Genomic DNA, 18327 nt, shown 5'->3' with positions numbered 1-18327 from the left:
CGAGGCGCGCCGGCGCTGCCAGGCGGTGCGTCCGTGCGACCGCTCAAGCGACCTGCCTCGCGCGGCCGGGCGGAGCGCCGCGACATTTGCCGAATTCGGCGAGGAAACGCTAGAGCCGCGCACGTCCTCGTGATATCTCTCGGGCCGGCTGCCGCGGCCAGGTCATGCACCTGGTCAGCAGTCCCGCAACGCTATGAAGATCGGCATTCCGAAGGAGATCTACCCGGGCGAGCGCCGGGTGGCCGCCACCCCTGACACCGCCAAGCGCCTGCAGAGCCAGGGCTTCGCCGTGGTGGTCGAGTCCGGAGCCGGCGCGGCCGCCGAATTCGGCGACGACGCCTATGCCAGCGTCGGCTGCGGGATCGCGGCCGATGCCGCCGGTCTTTGGGAACAGGTCGACATCGTCCTCAAGGTCCGCCCGCCGACCGCCTTCGAGGTCGATCTGCTGCGCGACGGCCAGGTCCTCATCGGCTTCGTCTGGCCGGCGCAGAACCCCGACCTGGTCGAGCGCCTGCGCAGCCGCGGCGCCACCGTCCTCGGCATGGACGCCGTCCCGCGGATCTCCCGGGCGCAGAAGCTCGACGCGCTGTCGTCGATGGGCAACATCTCCGGTTACCGCGCCGTCATCGAGGCCGCCAACTGCTTCGGCCGCTTCTTCACCGGTCAGATCACGGCGGCCGGCAAGGTCCCGCCGGCCAAGGTCCTCGTCATCGGCGCCGGCGTGGCCGGCCTCGCCGTCATCGGCGTCGCCCGCGGCCTGGGCGCCATCGTCCGCGCCTTCGACACCCGCCCCGTCGTCAAGGAGCAGGTCGAGAGCATGGGCGCCGAGTTCCTCGAGCTCGACTTCAAGGAGGACGGCACCGGCATCGGCGGCTACGCCAAGGAGATGAGCCCGGCCTTCATCGCCGCGGAGATGGACCTGTTCCGCCGCCAGGCCGAAGAGGTCGACATCATCGTCACCACCGCGCTGATCCCCGGCAAGCCGGCGCCCAAGCTGATCCTGCGCGACATGGTCGAGCGCATGAAGCCCGGCTCGGTGATCGTCGACCTGGCCGCAGAGACAGGTGGCAACTGCGAGCTGACCGCGCCCGGCGAGAAGGTCGTGCACGGCGGCGTCACCATCATCGGCTACACCGACCTGCCGAGCCGCATGGCCGCGCAGTCGAGCCAGCTGTACGGCACCAACCTGTGTCACTTGCTCGACGACATGGGCAAGGCCACGGGCTTCCGCATCGACGAGAACGACGAGGTCGTGCGCGGCTGCCTCATCACCCACGCCGGCGAGATCAAGTGGCCGCCACCCCGGCCCGCCGCCCCGGCCGCGCCCGCGCCTGCGCCTGCCGCCGCCAAGCCGACGCCCGCCGCCGCCGCGCCCGAGCCGCCGCGCCCCTCGGCCCCGCCGCCGAAGAGCCACGGCCACGGCCACGGTCCGCCCGCCGGCGAGTCGAGCCCGTGGCCGCTGCTGCTGGCCGGCGTCGCGCTGGTCGGCATCGGCCTCGGCGTCGACGACCAGTCGAGCTTCCTCAGCCACTTCACCGTGTTCGTGCTGGCCTGCTTCATCGGCTACCAGGTCGTCTGGAGCGTCTCGCCGGCGCTGCACACCCCACTGATGAGCGTCACCAACGCGATCAGCGGCATCATCATCATCGGCGGCATGTTGCAGATCTCGGGCGCGCCGACCTCGGCGGCGACCCTGCTCGGCGCGGCCGCCATCTTGCTGGCGATGATCAACGTCGCCGGCGGCTTCCTCGTCACCCAGCGCATGCTGAAGATGTTCCGCAAGTAAGCGGCGGGGACCACCACGATGTCGTACAGCCTCCTCACCGTCATCTACATCGCCGCCAGCGCGCTGTTCATCCTCAGCCTCGGCGGCCTGTCGCGCCAGGACACCGCCCGCCGCGGCAACCTCTACGGCATCATCGGCATGCTGCTCGCGGTGGTGGCCACCGCCGTCGGCATGAACGCCGACAAGCTGATGAACATCAGCGGCAGCGGCTTCGCCATCCTCGCCGCGGCCATCATCCCCGGCGCGCTGATCGGCGCCGTCCTGGCCGCGCGCGTCGCCATGACGGCGATGCCCGAGCTCGTGGCCGTGCTGCACAGCTTCGTCGGCGCCGCCGCGGTGCTGGTCGGCCTGTCGTCGTACCTCGGCGCCACCAACCACGCCGACGCGATCCACAACGTCGAGGTCTACATCGGCGTGTTCATCGGCGCGATCACCTTCACCGGGTCCATCATCGCGTTCCTCAAGCTGCGCGGCAGCATCGGCGGCAAGCCGCTCACCCTGCCCGGCCGCCACCTGCTCAACCTGGCGCTGGTGCTCGGCTGCGTGGTCCTCGGCTACCAGTTCCTCGCCGACCCACACCACGGCCTCACGCCGCTCCTCATCATGACCGGCATCGCCAGCGTCATCGGCGTGCACATGGTCATGGCCATCGGCGGCGCCGACATGCCGGTGGTGGTGTCGATGCTCAACAGCTACTCCGGCTGGGCCGCCGCCGCCGCCGGCTTCATGCTGAGCAACGACCTCCTGATCGTCACCGGCGCGCTGGTCGGCAGCAGCGGCGCCATCCTCTCGTACATCATGTGCCGGGCGATGAACCGCTCGTTCCTCAGCGTCATCGCCGGCGGCTTCGGCTCCGACGGCGGCGCGCCGGCCCCCAAGGGCGCCGCGGCCCAGCCGGTCGGCGAGTGCCGCGAGGTCGACCTCGACGGCACGATCGAGCTCATGCGCTCCGCTCGCAACATCATGGTCGTGCCGGGCTACGGCATGGCGGTGGCGCAGGCGCAGCACCCGGTGGCCGAGATCGCCAAGATCCTGCGCAAGGCGGGCGCGAACTTCCGCTTCGCCATCCACCCCGTCGCCGGCCGCCTGCCGGGGCACATGAACGTGCTCCTCGCCGAGGCCAACGTGCCCTACGACATCGTCCTCGAGATGGACGAGATCAACCACGACTGCCCGAACACGGACCTCGTGCTGGTCATCGGCGCCAACGACATCGTCAACCCCGGCGCCCAGGACGACCCGTCGAGCCCGATCGCGGGGATGCCGGTGATCGAGGTGTGGAAGGCGAAGACGGTGATCGTCATGAAGCGCGGCAAGGGCGTCGGCTACGCCGGTGTCGACAACCCGCTGTTCTACAAGGAGAACACGCGGATGCTCTACGGCGACGCCAAGAAGAACGTCGACGCGCTGCTCGGCAAGCTGCGCAGCTAGAGGGTTAGGGGTCCCGCTCGCGGCTGAGAGCGCGGGGCCGTGAAGTCCTGGGTGACGGCGGGCACGGAGCGGCGGACCGGGTCCCTCGCGGACGGCGGGCCCCTCCCGCTTCACGTGCTCGGCGCCTCGCTTCGGGCATGATCTGGCTCGAAAGACAGATCAACCGCGAGCGCGACGGACTGTGCGCCTGCGCGCGGTGAAGCGCGGCTCCGTCCCGCCTGCGCCCCAGTCCGCCGCTCCGCGCCCGCCTGCGGAGGACGTCGCCGGCCCCGCTTGTCTCCGTGCGGCGGTGACTGCGAGATGAATCGCTAGCGCGACGGACTGTGCGCCTGCACGCGCTGAAGCGCGGCTCCGTCCCGCCTGCGTCCGAGTCCGCCGCTCCGTACCCGCCTGCGGAGGACGTCGCCGGCCTGCGTTGTACGGCCCGACGAGCTCGACGGCTCGGGAGAAAATAAGAGACAGTATCTTGACCATAATCGCCTTGCTTCGCCCCCAAAAGCTCACATAATACCCCTTGTGCTCTTCACCACCGAAGAGGTCGCGCAGGGCCTCGCCGCGCGGATGAAGCAGCTCCGGCTGGCGCGCGACTGGAAGCGGGACACGCTGGCCGAGCGGGCGGGCATCAGCGCGAGCACCGTCAAGCGCTTCGAGGCGACCGGTCAGATCGCGCTCGACAACCTGCTCAAGCTGGCTCTCGCGCTCGGCTGCCTCGAGCAGTTCGAGTCCGTGTTCGCCCCGCCGCCCGCGCGCACGCTCGCCGAGCTCGAGCAGCGCGGTCAGGGCCCGGTGCGCCAGCGAGGTCGCCGATGATCGCCACGAGCCGCAAGCTCGAGGTCCGCCTCGAGCGCACCGCCGGCGACGCGCAGGTCGTCGGCCACCTCCTGCTGCACGAGCGGGCGATCTGGTTCGAGTACGCCTCGACCTGGCTGGCCGCCGGCCCGTCGATCTCGCCGCTCAAGCTGCCCCTTCAGCCAGGTATCTTCAAGGCCCCCGCGACCACGCGCCTGCACGGCGTGTTCGCCGACGCGTTGCCCGACGGCTGGGGCCTGCTCCTGATGGACCGGCTGTTCCGCAGGCGCGGCCTCTCGCCCGAGAAGCTGTCGCCGCTCGACCGCTTGGCGCACCTCGGCGCGCGCACCATGGGGGCGCTCACCTTCCACCCGTGCACCGACGTCGAGCCGGTGGCCGACCAGTCGATCGCCCTCGAGCTGCTCGCGGCCGCCGCCGACGAGGTCTATCAGGGCCACCCCTCGGAGCTGTTGCCGGTGCTGCAGCACGCGGGCGGCTCGCCCGGCGGCGCGCGGCCGAAGGTTCTCGTGGCTGTCCGTGGGGACAGCATGGTCTATGGGACAGCCGTACCGCCGCCCGGCCACGAGCCGTGGCTGATCAAGTTCTGGTCCGGCTCCGAGCAGCGCGACGCGGGGGCGATCGAGCACGTCTACGCCCGCCTCGGCCGCCTCGCCGGGCTCGAGGTGCCGGACACGCGCCTGTTCGTGTCGGGCGCCGGCCAGCGCTTCTTCGGCGTGCGCCGCTTCGACCGCGACGCCGACGCGAGGACGCACGTGCACACCCTCGCCGGCCTGCTCGACGCCGACTTCCGCGAGCCCAACCTCGACTACGACATGCTCCTCCGCGTCACCGCCCACCTGACGCGCGCGCAACCGGAGGTGCGCCGGGCCTTCCGCCACATGGTCTTCAACGTGCTCGCGCACAACCGCGACGATCACGGCAAGAACTTCTCCTTCATCATGGACCCGGACGGCTCCTGGCGCATGTCGCCCCCGTACGACCTCAACTTCGTCGCCGGCCCCGGCGGCGAGCACACGATGACGCTCGACGGCGAGGGCCGCCGCCCGACCTGGCAGCACATGCTGCGCCTGGCCCGGCGCGCCGGCATCGACGAGAAGACCGCGCGTACGATCGTCGACGAGGTGCGCGCTGCCCTGCAGCGCTGGCCCCTGGAGGCCCGCGCCGTCGACGTCGACCCCGCCACGATCCGCGACATCGGCCGCCGCCTCGACGCCGTGGCGGCCGAGGCCGAGCTCCCGGGCGCGACCGCGAGCAAGCGATCGCGCCGCCGCTGATCGGCGCCGGACCGCGGCGGCGGGCATAATTCCGCCATGGCCGCATCCGCGAGCACCCTGCCCTCGGCCCTCACGCCCAGGCCCGCGTCGACGGCGGGCCGACGTGAAGCCGCGGCGGTCGCCACCTGCGCCGTGTTCATCCCAACCGTCACCTGCGTTATGAAGAGAGCCGAGTCCGCGACCATGCACGAGCAAGAGACCTGTCTGGCGGTGCGCGACGTCCTGCACCGGGTCGGCGACAAGTGGAGCGTGCTCGTCGTCAGCATGTTGAGCGAGCGCCCGCTGCGCTTCAGCGAGCTGCGCCGGTCGATCGAGGGCATCTCCCAGCGCATGCTCACCCTGACGCTCCGCAACCTCGAGCGCGACGGCCTGGTGATGCGCACCGTCACGCCGACGGTCCCGCCGCGCGTCGACTACGAGCTGACCGCGCTCGGTCGGACCCTGCTCGACCCCGTCCTCGCGCTGGCGGCCTGGGCCGCGGGCCACCGCGTCGAGATCGCCCACGCCCGCGCTCGCTTCGACCGCAAGGACCGGGACGAGCAGACCGATTGAACCTGTCTCTTTCACCATGCCCTCCCGAACATGGCCGATTGGACATGTCCGATGCTCCATGTCGTGGAGGGCAGTCGGCAGCCCGGCGGAGCACAGGCCCGCTCGAGACGCCCGACCGCGGCCACCCGCAGGCGCGGAACACCACTGGCTAGCGCACCTCGGCGGCCACGCGGAGCACCCCCGGCGTCGGGTAGCTGATCGCCAGGTCGGCCAGCTCCAGCCCGCCCGCGCGCACCGCCTGCGTGCCCTCGCGCAGCAGCGCGCGCACCTCGATGCCCGGTAGCCCGGCCGCGCCCGGGGCGAGCTGGGCGTCGAGCCTCGCCGCGACGTCGCCCATCTCGAGCAGCGCCCCGAAGCACGGCCACAGCGCCCCCGCGCGGGCGCAGGACAGGCGCAGGCGATCGATCGACCCGGCCAGCGAGATCCGTCCGCGGGCGGCGTCGTAGTGCGGGCGCACGAACCCGCGCCCGGCCACCAGCACCTCGCCGGGGTCCTCGCTCTCGATCCCCGTCAGCCCGAGCCGCAGCCCCGCGACCGTCAGGGCCCAGCCGTCACCTGTCCCCGGGGACAGCGACGGCGGCAGGCGGACCTCGATCCCGGCCAGCCCGAGCGTCGTCCACTCGCCGAGCGCCGCGTCGACCCGCTCGACCCACTGCGCCCGCCCCATCAGGTCGCCGAGCAGCCCGTTGGCCGTCCACGCGTCGAGCAGGGCGTCGATCGTGTCGATCGTCAGCTCGACCTCCGCGTCGCCGGTCGGCGCCACCGGTCGCAGCGGCGGCAGCGCGACCCCGTGCTGCACCGGCCCCGGGATCGCCGCCAGGCGCGTGCGCACCCGGCTGGCCTCCTCGCTGGTCTTCGGGTCAGGTTTATCTGGCCGCAAAGACAGGTGCGCCGCCACCCCGCCCGACTCGATCGCCACCGCGCAGAACGCCAGGCTCGCGCGCGAGCGCGGCTCGCCGACGATCAACTCGGCGCGCTCGGGGATCAGCGGGATCGCGCTCGCCACCGCCAGCGCGGCCGACAGCTGGGTCTCGACCTCCTCCCGCGCCCGCCGATCGATGTAGCCGTCGGCCAGCGCGTAGCCGGCGAGCCCGCCGAGCGGCGCCAGCGGCCCCGTGATCGCCGCCCCCAGCGCCGCCGCCCCCAGCGTCGTCTTCGTCCGCAGCGAGCCGGTGAACTCGACCGGCCCCAGCGCCGCCAGGCGCACGCCGAGCTGGCGCGGCCCGGCCACGCGGACCTCGAGCTTGGCCGACACGCCGATCCGGTGGCTGCCCGCGAGCGCCACGCGGACCCACAGCGCGTCGCCCTCCAGCCGCACGCTCGCCTCCTCGAGCGCCGTCTCCGGCCCGAGCAGCGAGATCGTCGACGCCGCCGCCAGCAGCTTCTCGCGCAGCGGCGGCAGCACCAGGCGGTCGATCGCCGCGCCCGCGACCCGCACCGCCGCGCCACAGGCGGGCGCGCCGTCCCAGCGCTCGGAGAACGGTCCGACCAGCGCCGCGTCGGTCGCCACCTCGGTCCCGCCCCGGCGCGGCAGCTCGACCTCGATGAGCCGCAGCCCCGGCGCGTCGCCCAGCGCGATCGACCATGCCCCGCCGGACATGTCTTCTAGTTCATGTCCTTCAGGCCCTGTCTGAACGGCCCCGTCGATCCGCACCACCGCCCGGGCGGCCAGCTCCGGCGGCAGGACCCGACCCGACCAGCGCCCGTCCGGCGCCGGCGCGTGCGGCGTCGCCACCTCGACGCGGAACGGCTCGACCGCGGCCGCGTCGATCAGCGCCCGCCGCCCGGACGCCAGCAACGCGCCCGCGAGCACGATCCCGGCCAGCCCGGCCATCGACGCGAGTCGCCACTTATCCTCCGCGAGCGCCATACAGCACGACCAGCGACGCCAGCTCGAGCGCCACGATCCAGAGCGTACAGGCCATCACGCTGCGGACCATCGCCGCGGTCACGGCGTCGGCGCTGGCCTTGTCGCTGGCCCCCTTCGCGACCGCGTCCGCCGCGATCCCGCCGGCGTAGAGGGCGACGAGCACGAGCGCCCGCGCGCGGAAGGGCGCGCGGGCCGCCGGCGGATCGAGGAGGTCGGCGGTGACGACGGCCCACGGATCGGCGATCGCCGGCACCTGCACCTTCAGATACACGAGCCCGCCGAGCACCATCCCGGCCGTGAACACCGCCGCCAGCACCACGTACGCCAGCGCCAGCCCGAGCACCGCCGGCAGCCACAAGTAGCGCGCCTCGGCGATCCCCAGCCCGCGCAGCGCCGCCGTCTGGCGCGTCAGCGACATCCCGCCGAGCCAGGCCGCGACCGCGCTGCCGGACGTGGCCGCGAACAGGATCCCCGACAGCGGCGGCGCCAACGCGAGCACGTGCATCGACCCGATCAGCGCGAAGATCTTGTCCGGCCGCACCGGCGCCCCGCCGCCCGAGAACGCGCGGTGGAAGATGTACAGCAGCGTGAACCCGACCAGCAGCGACACCGCGGCGATGAAGCCGGCCGGGCGCCACAGACCCTGCGCGAACGACACCCGCGCGACCTCGAGGAAGTCGCGCGGGCGTGCCAGCGCCGCCGGGGCCGCCGCCAGAGCGCGGGCCAGCACGGCGAACGGCGCCGACATGTCCCTGAGGACAGCTCGCAGACGAGCCGCCAGGCGCCGCCGGGGACGCCCGCCCGCCTGACCTGTCTCTTTGGCCAGGAGCTCGCGCAGCGCCGCTCCGAGCGCCGCCACCGTCGCCGCCGGGCTGTCACCGGGGGCGATCGACAATTCGACGAGCCGCCCCGCGGCCGAGTCGAGGTACAGGAAGCGATCGGCGAAGCCCGCCGCGAACTCGAGGTCATGGGTGATCGCCAGGGCGGCCGCGCCCTGTCCGGCGATCTGGCCGCGCAGCGCCGCCGCGAGGCGGTCGACGCGGAGCGGGTCCAGGCCGACCGAGGGCTCGTCGAGCAGCAGGATCTGGCGCCCGCCCGCGAGCGTGCGCGCGACCGCCAGGCGCTGGGCCTCGCCGCCGCTGACGTGGGCGACCGCCTGCCCGTCGTCGATCCAGCGCCGCGGCAGATCGAGCGCGGCGATCCAGCGCTCGACCGCCGCGGGGGTGGCCGGCTCGGGCCGCTCGGCGTTGCGCAGCGCCAGGGCGATGTTGCCGGCCGCGCTGAGGTGGTCGAGCAGCGCCCCGCGCTGCGGCACGATCCCGACCGCGCCCGCCGCCGAGAAGCTCGCCGCCCGGACCGCGAAGCCGCGCGCGCGCAGGCCGTCGACGTCGTGCAGCGCCGCCATCAGCGTCGACTTGCCGGCCCCGCTGGCCCCGAACACCGCCGCCGTCTCGCCGGCCCGCAGCGTCAGCGCCAGCCCCTCGACCAGCGGCGAGCCGTCCGGCCGCGCGATCGTCAGCCCCTCGACGCGCAACAGGACCGACCTGTCTGTTTCACCCTGTCTTTTCATTCCTGTCGCAATGCGCAGCTCATCCGCCGCCATCACGTCCCCGATCACTCCGCGAGCCAGGCGCTCAGGCGCTCGGCGTGGCGTTCGGGCAGCTCGATCCCGGGCTGGCGGATCTCCGGCACCGCCGCGCCGTGGAAGTCGGAGCCGCCGGTGACCACGAGATCGCGCCGCTTGGCCACGTTCAGCCACAAATTGCGCTCCTGCGCCCCGTAGCGGCCGTAGAACGCCTCGATGCCCTCGAGCCCGGCGCTGCGGTACTGCGCGAACATCTCGTCGACCAGCTGCGGCGAGCGCAGCGTGTGCGGGTGGGCCAGCGACATCCTGGCCCCGGAGTTGCGGCCGAGCCGCAGCCCCTCGTCGAGCGACACCCGCTCGAGCGCCACATCAGCCGGCCCGCCATCGTGGAGGTAGCGCTCGAACGCCTCCCGCTGCGAGCGGACCACCCCGGCCTCGACCAGCGCGCGGGCGATGTCGGGCCGCCCCGGCGTGTGACCGTGGGTGGCGATGAGGATCTTCTCGCCGTCGAGCTTGACGCCGAGACGGCGCAGGCGGGCGATGATCGCCTTGAGCCGCGTGCGTCTGTCCTCGAGGACACTTTCGAGCCGGCCCTGCAGCGCCGCCAGCCCGGTGCCCTCGCGGACCCCGTAGATCAGCAAATGGACCGTCTTGCCGGCGTAACGGCAGCTCAGCTCGACCCCGCGCAGCACGCGGGCGCCGGTGAGCGTCCGCGCCGTCGCCTCGTAGCCCGCGACCGAGTCGTGGTCGGTCAGACAGAACAGCTCGACCCCCTCCGCGCCCGCGCGCGACGCCACCTCCTCCGGCGTCAGGCTGCCGTCGGAGCAGGTCGAGTGGCAGTGGAGGTCGACGCGCATCAATCCCTCTCGACGAGCGCGTAGCGCAGCCCGCGGTCGCGCACGACCAGGCTGGTGGCCCCGCAGTGCTGGATCGCCGCGACCAGGATCGTCAGACCCGCGACCACCACGTCGGCGCGCGCCGGATCGAGCGCCGGTCGGCGGCATCGCTCGGCGACTGTCTCTTGGGCCAGGCGGTCGCGGAGCTCGCGGATCTGCGCCGCCGTGAACGCGCTGCCGTCGACGCGCTCGCGGTCGTACTTCGGCAATTCGAGCAGCAGCGCCGCGGCGGTCGTGACCGTGCCCGCGAGCCCGTGGAGCACGGGAAACGCCTCCAGCGGTTGATCGCGGCGGAACGTGTCCAGCGCCTCGATCTCCATGGCCACGACCTCGGCCGGCTCGGGCGGATCGTGCTTCACGAACCGCTCGTGCAGCCGCACCGCGCCGATCCGGTGCGACACCGACGAGATCAGCCGCGGCCCCTCGCCCACCGCCAGCTCGGTCGAGCCGCCGCCGATGTCGAGCACGCGCAGCGGCCCGCTCGACCCGGCCTCCTGCGCGACCGAGCGGAACGACAGCTCGGCCTCCTCGGCGCCGCTCAGCAGCCGCACCGGGGAGCCGAGCACCCCGGCCGCGAGCGTCAGGAATTCGTCGCGGTTCTTGGCCAGGCGCACGCCCTCGGTCGTCACCGCCAGCGGCCTCGCACCGTACTGCTCGGCCGTCACGCGGTAGTCCTGGAGCACCGCGAGCGTGCGCCCGATCGACTCCGGCGCCAGCACGCCGGTGGCAGCGACGCCCTTGCCGAGGCGCGTGATCGTCGCCTGGTCGAGCGCGATCTCCAGGCCGCGCTCGCCCCACCGCGCGACCAGCAGCAGCACGCTGTTGGTCCCGATGTCGATGACCGCGCGCCAGGATCCTCGCGGATCCGCGGCGCGCGGCCCAGGTTCACCAGTCTGTGAGGACATGTCCCGAAGGACCTACTCGCTGCGCGGGCCCCAGTCGGGCGTGGTGCCGGCCTTGGCGATGACCTGCTGGTTGTTGCCCTTCTCGTTGGCGACGACGATGCCGCCGACGGTCGACTGGAACGCGATCATGCGGCCGTCGGGCGACCAGGTCGGGTCGAGGTTGCGGCCCGGGTTCTGGGTCAGGCGGGTCAGCTTGCCGCTGCCGACGTCGATGGCGAAGATGTCGTAGCGGTTGGAGTTGTCGCGCCCGGCGTAGGCGACGAGGTTGCCGCGCGCGCCCTGGCCGGGGTTCCAGTCGGGCGTCTGGTTGTAGCTGCCCTGCTTGGTCAGGCGAGCCGCGCCGGCGCCGTTGGAGCCCATGCGGAACACCTGCGGGCCGCCCGAGCGGCTCGACACGAACGCCAGCTGGTTGGCGCCCGGGCTCCACGTCGGCGAGCCGTCGATCGCGGCGTTGTTGGTGAGGCGGGCCTTGATCGTGCCGCCGTTGTCGATCAGGTAGATCTCGGAGTTGCCGTCCTTCGACAGCGTCAGCGCGATGCTCGAGCCGTCGGGGCTCATCACGCCGCCGAGGTTGAGGCCGCGCTGGGTGCTGATCCGGCTCAGCGAGCCGCCCGAGCTCATCCACAGGTCGGGGTTGCGCTTGGCGTAGGAGGTGAAGAGCACCTGCCCGCCCGGCCCGATCGACGGCGAGATGTTGAGCGAGCGGTTGTTGGTGATCGAGGCCGGCGACTCGCCGTTCATCTCGATCGTGAACACGTTCTTGGTGACCGTGGGCGTGCGGTTGGTGCGGACGAACGCGATGCGCGAGCCGAACACACCCGGGATCTTGGTGTAGTGCTCGATCACGTCGTTCATGAACCGGTTGGCGGCCTTCAGCGGGTCGTTGGCCGCGTAGCCGCGCGACAGCACCGGCTTGCCGCCGGCGCCGAGGTCGAACAGGCGGAACTTGAACTGACCGCCGACCTCGTCGGCGAGGATCACCGCCTGGGCGCCGATGTCCTGCCAGCCCTTCTGGTCGAAGTCGTTGGCCTTGATCAGCGCCGCCGGGATGCTGCGCCGGTCGATGACCTCGAAGCCGCTCGAGATCAACGCGTTCTTGCGCAGGATGTCACCGATGCGGCCGTCGGCCGGCACGGCGAGGCGCAGCAGCGTGAACCCGCCGCCGAGGTCGACCTCCGAGCCCGCGGCCGGAGCCGCGTTGGCGAGGGCCGGCTGTTTGCCCGCGTAAAACGAGGCGGCGAGCAGGAGGGTGGCGAGGAAGGAAGTTCCGAGCAGGGTCCGCTTCATGGGCGATGGCACCTTCTGAGCGGCCTAACCATACATGCCCGTCAAGGCCGGGGGAACCCCCCCGGAGCGCGAATTGTGGCGCAGGAGCCCGTGGCCGCGCTGGGGGCCGGCCCCACCGGCCGTCGGCCGCAAGCGGCCGAGCGACGGGCGGCGAGCCCCGCAGTGGACAATTTGTCACCGACGCGACGACTACTTGACCGAGCCCGCGCCGGCTCCCTTGCCGCGCCACGTGAACTCGTACTGGATCTTCTTGCACTTGCCCTTGAGCAGGTCGGAGACGCCGGCCGGCACGCTGACCTTGAGGCCCTCGATCGTGTTCTTGATCCGCGAGTCGAGCGTGGGATCGCCGGTGCCCTTCTTCTGCTGGGCCGACAGCTTGCCGTCGGGGCAGACCTCGAGGCGGAACTTGAATTCGGCGTCCTTGCCCTCGGCGCCGAAGGTGCCGACCTTCATGCCGTTCAGCACCTTCATGACCTCGGTGGCCCACGGGTCGCCGGCCTTGAACGTGTCGGACCAGCCGCCCGCGTCGCCGAACGGGTCGCCGGGCAGCTCCTTGACCGTCGGCAGGTCGTTGTGCGGCGTGTTCGAGTCCTGGTTCTTGTCGGACTCCTTGGCGCCCTTCTTGTTCGGGTCGGGCTTCTCGGTCGACTTCGCGTCGGTCTTCTTCGGCTCGTTCTTCTTCGGCTCCTGGGTCGGCTTCGCCTTCTCGTCGGTGGTCACCGTCGTCTCGGCGGCGGCCTCGGCCGCGACCGTCTTCTCGACGATGATCTTCTCGGGGATCTGCGTCGGGTCGAGCTTGGGCCCGAGGCGGACCAGCTCGCCGGGCATGAACTCCATCTCGAGCTCGTCGTCCTCCTCGGCCGAGACCTCGAAGGTCGGGCCGAACATCACCAGCGCCGCCACGCCGCCGGTGAGCAGCGCCGAGCCGAGCAGGCTGCCGAAGAACGCCGTCGGGTTGCGCAGGATGTCGCCGAACTGCCGGCCCAGCTCGACGAAGGGCGAGAGCAGCATCGGCACGGAGCGGACCTTGATCTCGGACATGCTCGTTTCCCTCTCAGGTGCGCGGCGGGACCTTCGGGTCGGTCAGGAAGCCGACCTTGGAGACCCCGGCCGTTCGCAACGCGACGAGCACGTCGACGATCCGGCTGAACTCGATGTTCGAGTCGCCCTGGATGAAGGCGACCCCGTCCTGCTTGAGGCGCGCGTTGCTGCTGAGCTCGTTCGCCATGGTCGCGGCGTCGCGCGACAGCGCGACCGTGCCCATGAAGACGTCGCCCTTGGCGTCGACCGACACGGTCGCCAGCAGGAATTGCTCCTGCGCGATCGCCTGCGCCTTGGCCTTCGGCACCGCGATCTTCTGCGGCTGCTTCGGCGCCATCATCGGCGTCGACACCATGAAGATGATGAGCAGGCACAACATCACGTCGACCAGCGGCGTGACGTTGATGGCCGAGACCGGGCCCTCGCCCTGAATCGCGTCTGCTGTGACCTTGTCGCTCATGCGTGCCCCGGGATCGTAGCAGGCGACTGACTAGAAGAAGTGGCGCTTGACGATGTTGGTGTAGTCGCTGCCGAACGTGGTCATCTCGGCGCCGAGCACCTTGATGCGGCGGTTGAAGTAGTTGTAGGCCATGACGGCCGGGATGGCGCTCATCAGCGACGTCGCGGTCGCCACCAGCGCCTCGGCGATGGGGCCCGAGACCGTCGCCAGGTCGGCCGAACCGGACGCGGCGATGGCGGAGAACGCCTCCATGATGCCCCACACCGTGCCCAGCAGCCCGACGAACGGCGCCGCCGAGCCGATGGTGGCCAGCAGCGGCATCAGGTTCTCGAGCTTGGTGGTCTCGCTGACCTTGGCGCGGGTGAGCGCGCGCTCGATGTTCTCGAGCCCGTCCATCTTCTCGTGCATCGAGCCGGTCGACTCGGTCTGGCCCTTCTTGACCTTCGACAGCTCGATGTAGCCGGCGCGGAACATCGCCGCCAGCGGGCTGTACTTGAGCTGCTCGGCCACGCGATAGATGTCGTCGAGGCGCTTCGACTCCCAGAAGCGGTCGAGGAACGTGATCGACTGCGACTGCGCCTGGCTGATGTGGATCAGCTTGTAGAGAATCACGAAGATCGTGGTGAAGATCGAAGTGACCAGCAGGACGGCGACCACGAGCACGAGGCCCTTGGCGCCGAACAGCAGGTGGACGATGTCGATCTCGGCGAGCAAGCTGGGCGCGGGAAGCAACACGCCGGCAGGCTACACGCCCCCGCCCGGCCCCGTCAAACCGCGAGCCACCCCCGAAGGCGCCGGTTTTGCTATCCTCCCGGCCGTGCCTCGCCCCACCGCCCCCGCGCTCGCGCCCGCGCCCGCCTCGCGCCTGCGGCGGCGCCCGAGGTCGGCGGCAGGAGCGACCTTCGCGCTGGCCGCCGCCCTCGCCTGCGTCCGCGACCAGGGAGAGGTCGAGCTCAATTGGATCGTCGTCGACGCCGCGGGCCGCTCCGTCTTCCCCGCCGGTGAGCTGAAGAAGATCGACGAGTGCAACGCCGACGCCGACCGATTCGACGATCTCTGCGGCTTCATCGGCCGCACCACCCCCGACGGGCCCCGCCGGCCCTACTCGCTGCACGCGCAGCTGCGCCTCTGCGAGCCGGATTGCCCGCAGGCCTGCAGCGAAGACGAGAGCTGCCGGATCGACACCTTGCAGTACGGTTGCGCGGCCGCCCGCGGGTTCTCGATCGTCGCCGCCCGCGAGGAGGAGCCCTACGACTTCGAGGTCGGCGTCGTCGCCCGGTTCGACGACGACCAGTGCGTCTGCGAGCTCGGCCCGGCCTGCGCCCTGGCCCCCGGCCCGCGCACCCGCAAGGTCGAGCCGGGCCTGCTCACCGACCTGCAGGTCTATCAGTTCGTGCTGACCGGCCTCGACGCCTGCGTGCAGCCCGCGCCCGAGCAGGGGCGCACCGTCATGGATCTCGTGGGATGCTGCGACGCCTGTTCGTAGGGACCTGGCTCTTGGGGCCGGCCTGCGTCCTGCCCGTCGGTGGCGCCACCGGCGTCGAGCTGACCTGGACCGCCCGCGAGGCCAACCAGGTCGACGGCCCCGAGCTCCGGCGCGCGCGCACGTGCGAGGGCGCCGGCCTGTCGCGCGTGGCCGTGCGGGTGGTCGACACCGCCGACGCCGCGCGCGACCGGGTGTTCGCCTACGGGTGTGAGGCCGGCAACATGTCCCCGGTCGACCGCGCGATCGAGGCCCCGGAGATCTTCCTCGACCTCCGGGCCGGCAATTACGCCCTGACGGCCAGCGGCCGGGCCGCCGGCGACGAGCCCCGCGCCTTCGCCGTCGCCATCGCCGAGCTCGAGAAGCACGTCGTCACCGCCGTCGATCTGGAGCTCGCGCGCCCGACCCAGCCGCTCGACCTCGAATTGACCGGCGCCTGCGGCGAACTCGTGGCGGCGCTCCGCTACGCCGACCCCGCCGCCGACCTGTTCCTCGGCGACGGCGACGAGCCGCCGGCGGTGTACCGCGACGCCCTCGCCAGCGACCGCGGCCTGCGCCTCGGCGGCCAGACCCAGGCCTGCGCCGGCCTCGAAGGCGCTCACCGCGTCGCCGACGTCGATCCGGGCCGCTATCGCCTCGATCTCGTGATCGACGGCCGAACCTGCTCGCGCCCCGTGACTGTCGAAGACTCACCCGTCAAGCTCACGCTGGACCTTGAAAACCCCGCCTGTGACGGATAGACCGGCCCTGATGCTCCGCGCTCGTCTCGCCCCTCTCGCGCTCGCGTCCGTCGCCGCGGCCGGCTGTGCGGAGGATCCGAGCTTTCAGGTCCGCTGGCGTCTGCACCCGTACACCGACGAAGAGGTCGCCAGCAAGGACGCCGAGCCGCTCGTCTCGGTCGATCAGTGCACCGAGCTCGGCATCGGTCGCGTCCGCCTCACCACCCGCGACGGCGCCGACACGATCGTCGACGAGCGCGAGTTCCCTTGCTTCCCGCGCGCCTTCGCCGACCCCGACGCCCTCATGCCCGGGCCGCAGGTCGGGCCCGGCAACTACAGCGTCACGCTCACCGCGCTCGGCCGCCGCGATGTCCCGTTCTGCGCCGACGAGCCCGTCGTCGAGGCCGACACCGACACCGGCGGCGAGGCCTTCGTGCCGAAGTGCAGCGAGGTGATCGCCGCCGACGCGCAGGAGGTCGTCGTGCGCGAGACCGGCGAGGGCAAGCCGGTCCCCGGCTTCGTCATCGTCGGCGCGCCGGAGTGCAGCGACGGCGTCGACAACGACCGCGACGGCTTCACCGACCTCGCCGATCCGTCGTGTGACGGCGACCGCCGCGGCGTCGAGGTCGGCGACTCGGCCGGCGCGCAGCTCGTCGTGCGCCCGCAGCTGATGAGCGGCAACCCGCGCGCCTACTGTGCGGGCCTGGGGATCGCCGAGATCGAGCTCGCCATCGCCGGCCCGACGGCGCTAAAGCGCCGCTTCTCCTGCACCACCACCGCGCAGACCTTCACCGAGTCGCTCGACCCCGGCGACTACCAGCTCACCGTCACCGGCATCGGCTACGACGGCGAGCCGGTCGCCGTGCCCACGCTCGACCCCGCGGTCGCCAGCTTCAACCTGGTGCCGGAGGGCTTCCGCAGCCTCGACATCGTCGCCGACTTCACGATCGCCAGCTTCCTCGCCCCGATCGAGGCCGGCTTCTCGTTCACGCTGGCCTACATCGCGGCTCCGGGTGAGCTGGCCCTCACGACATGTACGCCGGGCCAGGGCAACCTCGTGCTCGACCGCGCGCGGATCACCGTCCTCGACGCCGATCTGCAGGTCGTGCCCACGGCGACGCTGCGCGACGGCGCCAACCCGCCGATCCCGCTCGATGGCGTCACCACGATCGCCTGCGAGGCTCTCGGCCAGCTCCGCGACGTCCAGCCGCTCGTGTGGGACGACGCGCCGATGGGCCACGAGGAGCTGTACCTGCGCGTCGAGGCGTTCGCCGCCGGCTCGGACACGCCCTGCTTCGGCAACCCCGACGATCCCGCTCCGGCGGCGCCCAACGCCAGCCTCGCCCTCAAACTGCCGCGGCTCTCCGACCAGGGCGCCTGCGCCCCCTAGACCGATGACCGACACGCCCGAACAACCCGCCCCGCCGCCCGCGGATCCGCCCGCCGCGCCCGCTTCGCGCACCGACTCGCGCCGCAAGCGGCGCGGCACCGGCCCGTTCTTGACCAGCGAGCAGGAGATCGCCCAGGCCCAGGCGGCCGCCCGCGCGCGCACCCCTGCGCCCGCGGCCCCGCTGACGTCCGAGCGGCCGATCACCCCGAAGTTCGGCCGCTACGAGCGCGCCGACTTCCAGCAGGTCGAGAACATGCTGGCGAGCTTCGCCACCCGTCGCTTCGGTCCGTTCGTCGCCCAGGTGATGAACGGCTTCTTCGGCGGCAGCACGCCGGCCGAGAAGAACAACGCCGACCTGCGCGCCGCGGCCCAGACCTTCTGCCTCTACGGCTACCGCGACCCCAAGGGCATCCGCCTGGTCGACATGTTCGCCAGCGCCGGCCTGCCGCTCGAGGGCCGCCAGCGCGCCGCCCTCGACGCCTGCCTGCAGGCCCGGCTGCTGCTGGTCGCCGTCGAAGACGTGCACGTCGGCAAGCAGCGCGTGCGCGGCAAGGACGTCCTGCGTGACGAGCCGGTCACGCTGACCGACGCCAACATGCCGCAGGTGCTGCGGGCGGGCGACCGCGTGCTGACCTGGACCATCCCGTGGGGCACCAGCTGGCAGCCGATCGGCGTCGGCCAGCGCCTCGAAGCCCGCCGCGCCGGCGTGCTCGACCGCGGCCTCGAGACCCTGTGCGACGGCCTGCGGGCCGTCCGTCGCGAGCTGCCCGAGCGCCACGGCCCCAACCTCTTCTGGCTGGTCCACCGGATCGCCAACGCGCCGGTCGGCTGAGCAGCT

General features: G+C 72.2%; 17 protein-coding genes. 9 read left to right on the top strand and 8 right to left on the bottom strand.

Annotation, left to right across the window (positions count from 1 at the left end; all coding sequences use genetic code 11):
- Positions 1-193: 193 nt before the first annotated feature.
- The 5 genes from pntA to K7C98_RS19815 all read left to right on the top strand — a co-directional run bounded on the left by pntA (position 194) and on the right by K7C98_RS19815 (position 5853).
- Positions 194-1786, top strand: coding sequence for a Re/Si-specific NAD(P)(+) transhydrogenase subunit alpha (gene pntA / locus K7C98_RS19835; protein ID WP_224193262.1), 1593 nt, complete (start codon positions 194-196; stop codon positions 1784-1786).
- Positions 1787-1804: 18 nt separating this feature from the next.
- On the top strand, positions 1805-3217 hold the full coding sequence (locus tag K7C98_RS19830) for an NAD(P)(+) transhydrogenase (Re/Si-specific) subunit beta (RefSeq protein WP_224193261.1): 1413 nt from the start codon (positions 1805-1807) through the stop codon (positions 3215-3217).
- A gap of 516 nt (positions 3218-3733) precedes the next feature.
- Entirely contained in the window at positions 3734-4027 is a 294-nt protein-coding gene (locus tag K7C98_RS19825; protein WP_224193260.1) for a helix-turn-helix domain-containing protein, read from the top strand.
- Entirely contained in the window at positions 4024-5301 is a 1278-nt protein-coding gene (locus K7C98_RS19820) for a type II toxin-antitoxin system HipA family toxin (protein WP_224193259.1), read from the top strand. Before K7C98_RS19825 ends, K7C98_RS19820 begins: the two co-directional genes overlap by 4 nt.
- 183 nt (positions 5302-5484) lie before the next feature.
- On the top strand, positions 5485-5853 hold the full coding sequence (locus tag K7C98_RS19815; protein ID WP_224193258.1) for a winged helix-turn-helix transcriptional regulator: 369 nt from the start codon (positions 5485-5487) through the stop codon (positions 5851-5853).
- Between the two features lie 148 nt (positions 5854-6001).
- On the opposite strand, the gene K7C98_RS19810 is transcribed toward K7C98_RS19815, so the two are convergent.
- From K7C98_RS19810 to K7C98_RS19775, 8 genes are all read right to left on the bottom strand, one after another.
- Entirely contained in the window at positions 6002-7687 is a 1686-nt protein-coding gene (locus tag K7C98_RS19810; protein ID WP_224193257.1) for a hypothetical protein, read from the bottom strand.
- A 16-nt stretch (positions 7688-7703) separates the two neighbouring features.
- Positions 7704-9257 (bottom strand): ATP-binding cassette domain-containing protein, encoded by a 1554-nt coding sequence (locus K7C98_RS19805; RefSeq protein ID WP_224193256.1) that lies wholly within the window; start codon positions 9255-9257, stop codon positions 7704-7706.
- Between the two features lie 80 nt (positions 9258-9337).
- The gene (locus K7C98_RS19800; RefSeq protein ID WP_224193255.1) at positions 9338-10165 is read right to left on the bottom strand and encodes a PHP domain-containing protein; all 828 of its coding nucleotides are present in this window, start codon (positions 10163-10165) and stop codon (positions 9338-9340) included.
- Complete coding sequence (locus K7C98_RS19795; protein WP_224193254.1) at positions 10165-11109, bottom strand: Ppx/GppA family phosphatase; 945 nt, start codon at positions 11107-11109, stop codon at positions 10165-10167. Before K7C98_RS19795 ends, K7C98_RS19800 begins: the two co-directional genes overlap by 1 nt.
- A gap of 12 nt (positions 11110-11121) precedes the next feature.
- Positions 11122-12396, bottom strand: a complete 1275-nt coding sequence (locus tag K7C98_RS19790) for a hypothetical protein (protein WP_224193253.1) — start codon at positions 12394-12396, stop codon at positions 11122-11124.
- Positions 12397-12585: 189 nt separating this feature from the next.
- Entirely contained in the window at positions 12586-13437 is an 852-nt protein-coding gene (locus K7C98_RS19785) for a hypothetical protein (protein ID WP_224193252.1), read from the bottom strand.
- A gap of 13 nt (positions 13438-13450) precedes the next feature.
- Positions 13451-13897, bottom strand: coding sequence for a biopolymer transporter ExbD (locus K7C98_RS19780; RefSeq protein WP_224193251.1), 447 nt, complete (start codon positions 13895-13897; stop codon positions 13451-13453).
- Positions 13898-13927: 30 nt separating this feature from the next.
- Complete coding sequence (locus K7C98_RS19775) at positions 13928-14632, bottom strand: MotA/TolQ/ExbB proton channel family protein (protein ID WP_224193250.1); 705 nt, start codon at positions 14630-14632, stop codon at positions 13928-13930.
- A gap of 82 nt (positions 14633-14714) precedes the next feature.
- On the opposite strand from K7C98_RS19775, the gene K7C98_RS19770 reads away from it, so the two are divergent.
- The 4 genes from K7C98_RS19770 to K7C98_RS19755 are packed head-to-tail and all read left to right on the top strand — an operon-like array spanning position 14715 to position 18321.
- Positions 14715-15383 carry a hypothetical protein gene (locus K7C98_RS19770; RefSeq protein ID WP_224193249.1) on the top strand — a complete coding sequence of 223 codons (669 nt, stop codon included), beginning with the start codon at positions 14715-14717 and terminating at the stop codon, positions 15381-15383.
- Positions 15362-16120, top strand: coding sequence for a hypothetical protein (locus tag K7C98_RS19765; RefSeq protein ID WP_224193248.1), 759 nt, complete (start codon positions 15362-15364; stop codon positions 16118-16120). Before K7C98_RS19770 ends, K7C98_RS19765 begins: the two co-directional genes overlap by 22 nt.
- Positions 16121-16130: 10 nt before the next feature.
- Positions 16131-17489 (top strand): hypothetical protein, encoded by a 1359-nt coding sequence (locus K7C98_RS19760; protein ID WP_224193247.1) that lies wholly within the window; start codon positions 16131-16133, stop codon positions 17487-17489.
- A gap of 4 nt (positions 17490-17493) precedes the next feature.
- Positions 17494-18321, top strand: coding sequence for a hypothetical protein (locus tag K7C98_RS19755; protein WP_224193246.1), 828 nt, complete (start codon positions 17494-17496; stop codon positions 18319-18321).
- Positions 18322-18327: the final 6 nt, after the last annotated feature.

Origin of the sequence: Nannocystis pusilla (genome assembly GCF_020073745.1) — a bacterium.
Lineage (GTDB): Bacteria > Myxococcota_A > Polyangia > Nannocystales > Nannocystaceae > Nannocystis > Nannocystis radixulma.
Note: the sequence above shows the minus strand (reverse complement) of the source record. Positions and strands in the feature narration are given on the sequence as shown.

Coding starts and splice junctions, on each gene's coding strand:
- pntA (WP_224193262.1), top strand. CDS start 194: ATGAAGATCGGCATTCCGAAGGAGATCTACCCGGGCGAGCGCCGGGTG.
- K7C98_RS19830 (WP_224193261.1), top strand. CDS start 1,805: ATGTCGTACAGCCTCCTCACCGTCATCTACATCGCCGCCAGCGCGCTG.
- K7C98_RS19820 (WP_224193259.1), top strand. CDS start 4,024: ATGATCGCCACGAGCCGCAAGCTCGAGGTCCGCCTCGAGCGCACCGCC.
- K7C98_RS19815 (WP_224193258.1), top strand. CDS start 5,485: ATGCACGAGCAAGAGACCTGTCTGGCGGTGCGCGACGTCCTGCACCGG.
- K7C98_RS19810 (WP_224193257.1), bottom strand. CDS start 7,687: ATGGCCGGGCTGGCCGGGATCGTGCTCGCGGGCGCGTTGCTGGCGTCC.
- K7C98_RS19800 (WP_224193255.1), bottom strand. CDS start 10,165: ATGCGCGTCGACCTCCACTGCCACTCGACCTGCTCCGACGGCAGCCTG.
- K7C98_RS19795 (WP_224193254.1), bottom strand. CDS start 11,109: ATGTCCTCACAGACTGGTGAACCTGGGCCGCGCGCCGCGGATCCGCGA.
- K7C98_RS19790 (WP_224193253.1), bottom strand. CDS start 12,396: ATGAAGCGGACCCTGCTCGGAACTTCCTTCCTCGCCACCCTCCTGCTC.
- K7C98_RS19785 (WP_224193252.1), bottom strand. CDS start 13,437: ATGTCCGAGATCAAGGTCCGCTCCGTGCCGATGCTGCTCTCGCCCTTC.
- K7C98_RS19780 (WP_224193251.1), bottom strand. CDS start 13,897: ATGAGCGACAAGGTCACAGCAGACGCGATTCAGGGCGAGGGCCCGGTC.
- K7C98_RS19765 (WP_224193248.1), top strand. CDS start 15,362: ATGCTGCGACGCCTGTTCGTAGGGACCTGGCTCTTGGGGCCGGCCTGC.
- K7C98_RS19760 (WP_224193247.1), top strand. CDS start 16,131: ATGCTCCGCGCTCGTCTCGCCCCTCTCGCGCTCGCGTCCGTCGCCGCG.
- K7C98_RS19755 (WP_224193246.1), top strand. CDS start 17,494: ATGACCGACACGCCCGAACAACCCGCCCCGCCGCCCGCGGATCCGCCC.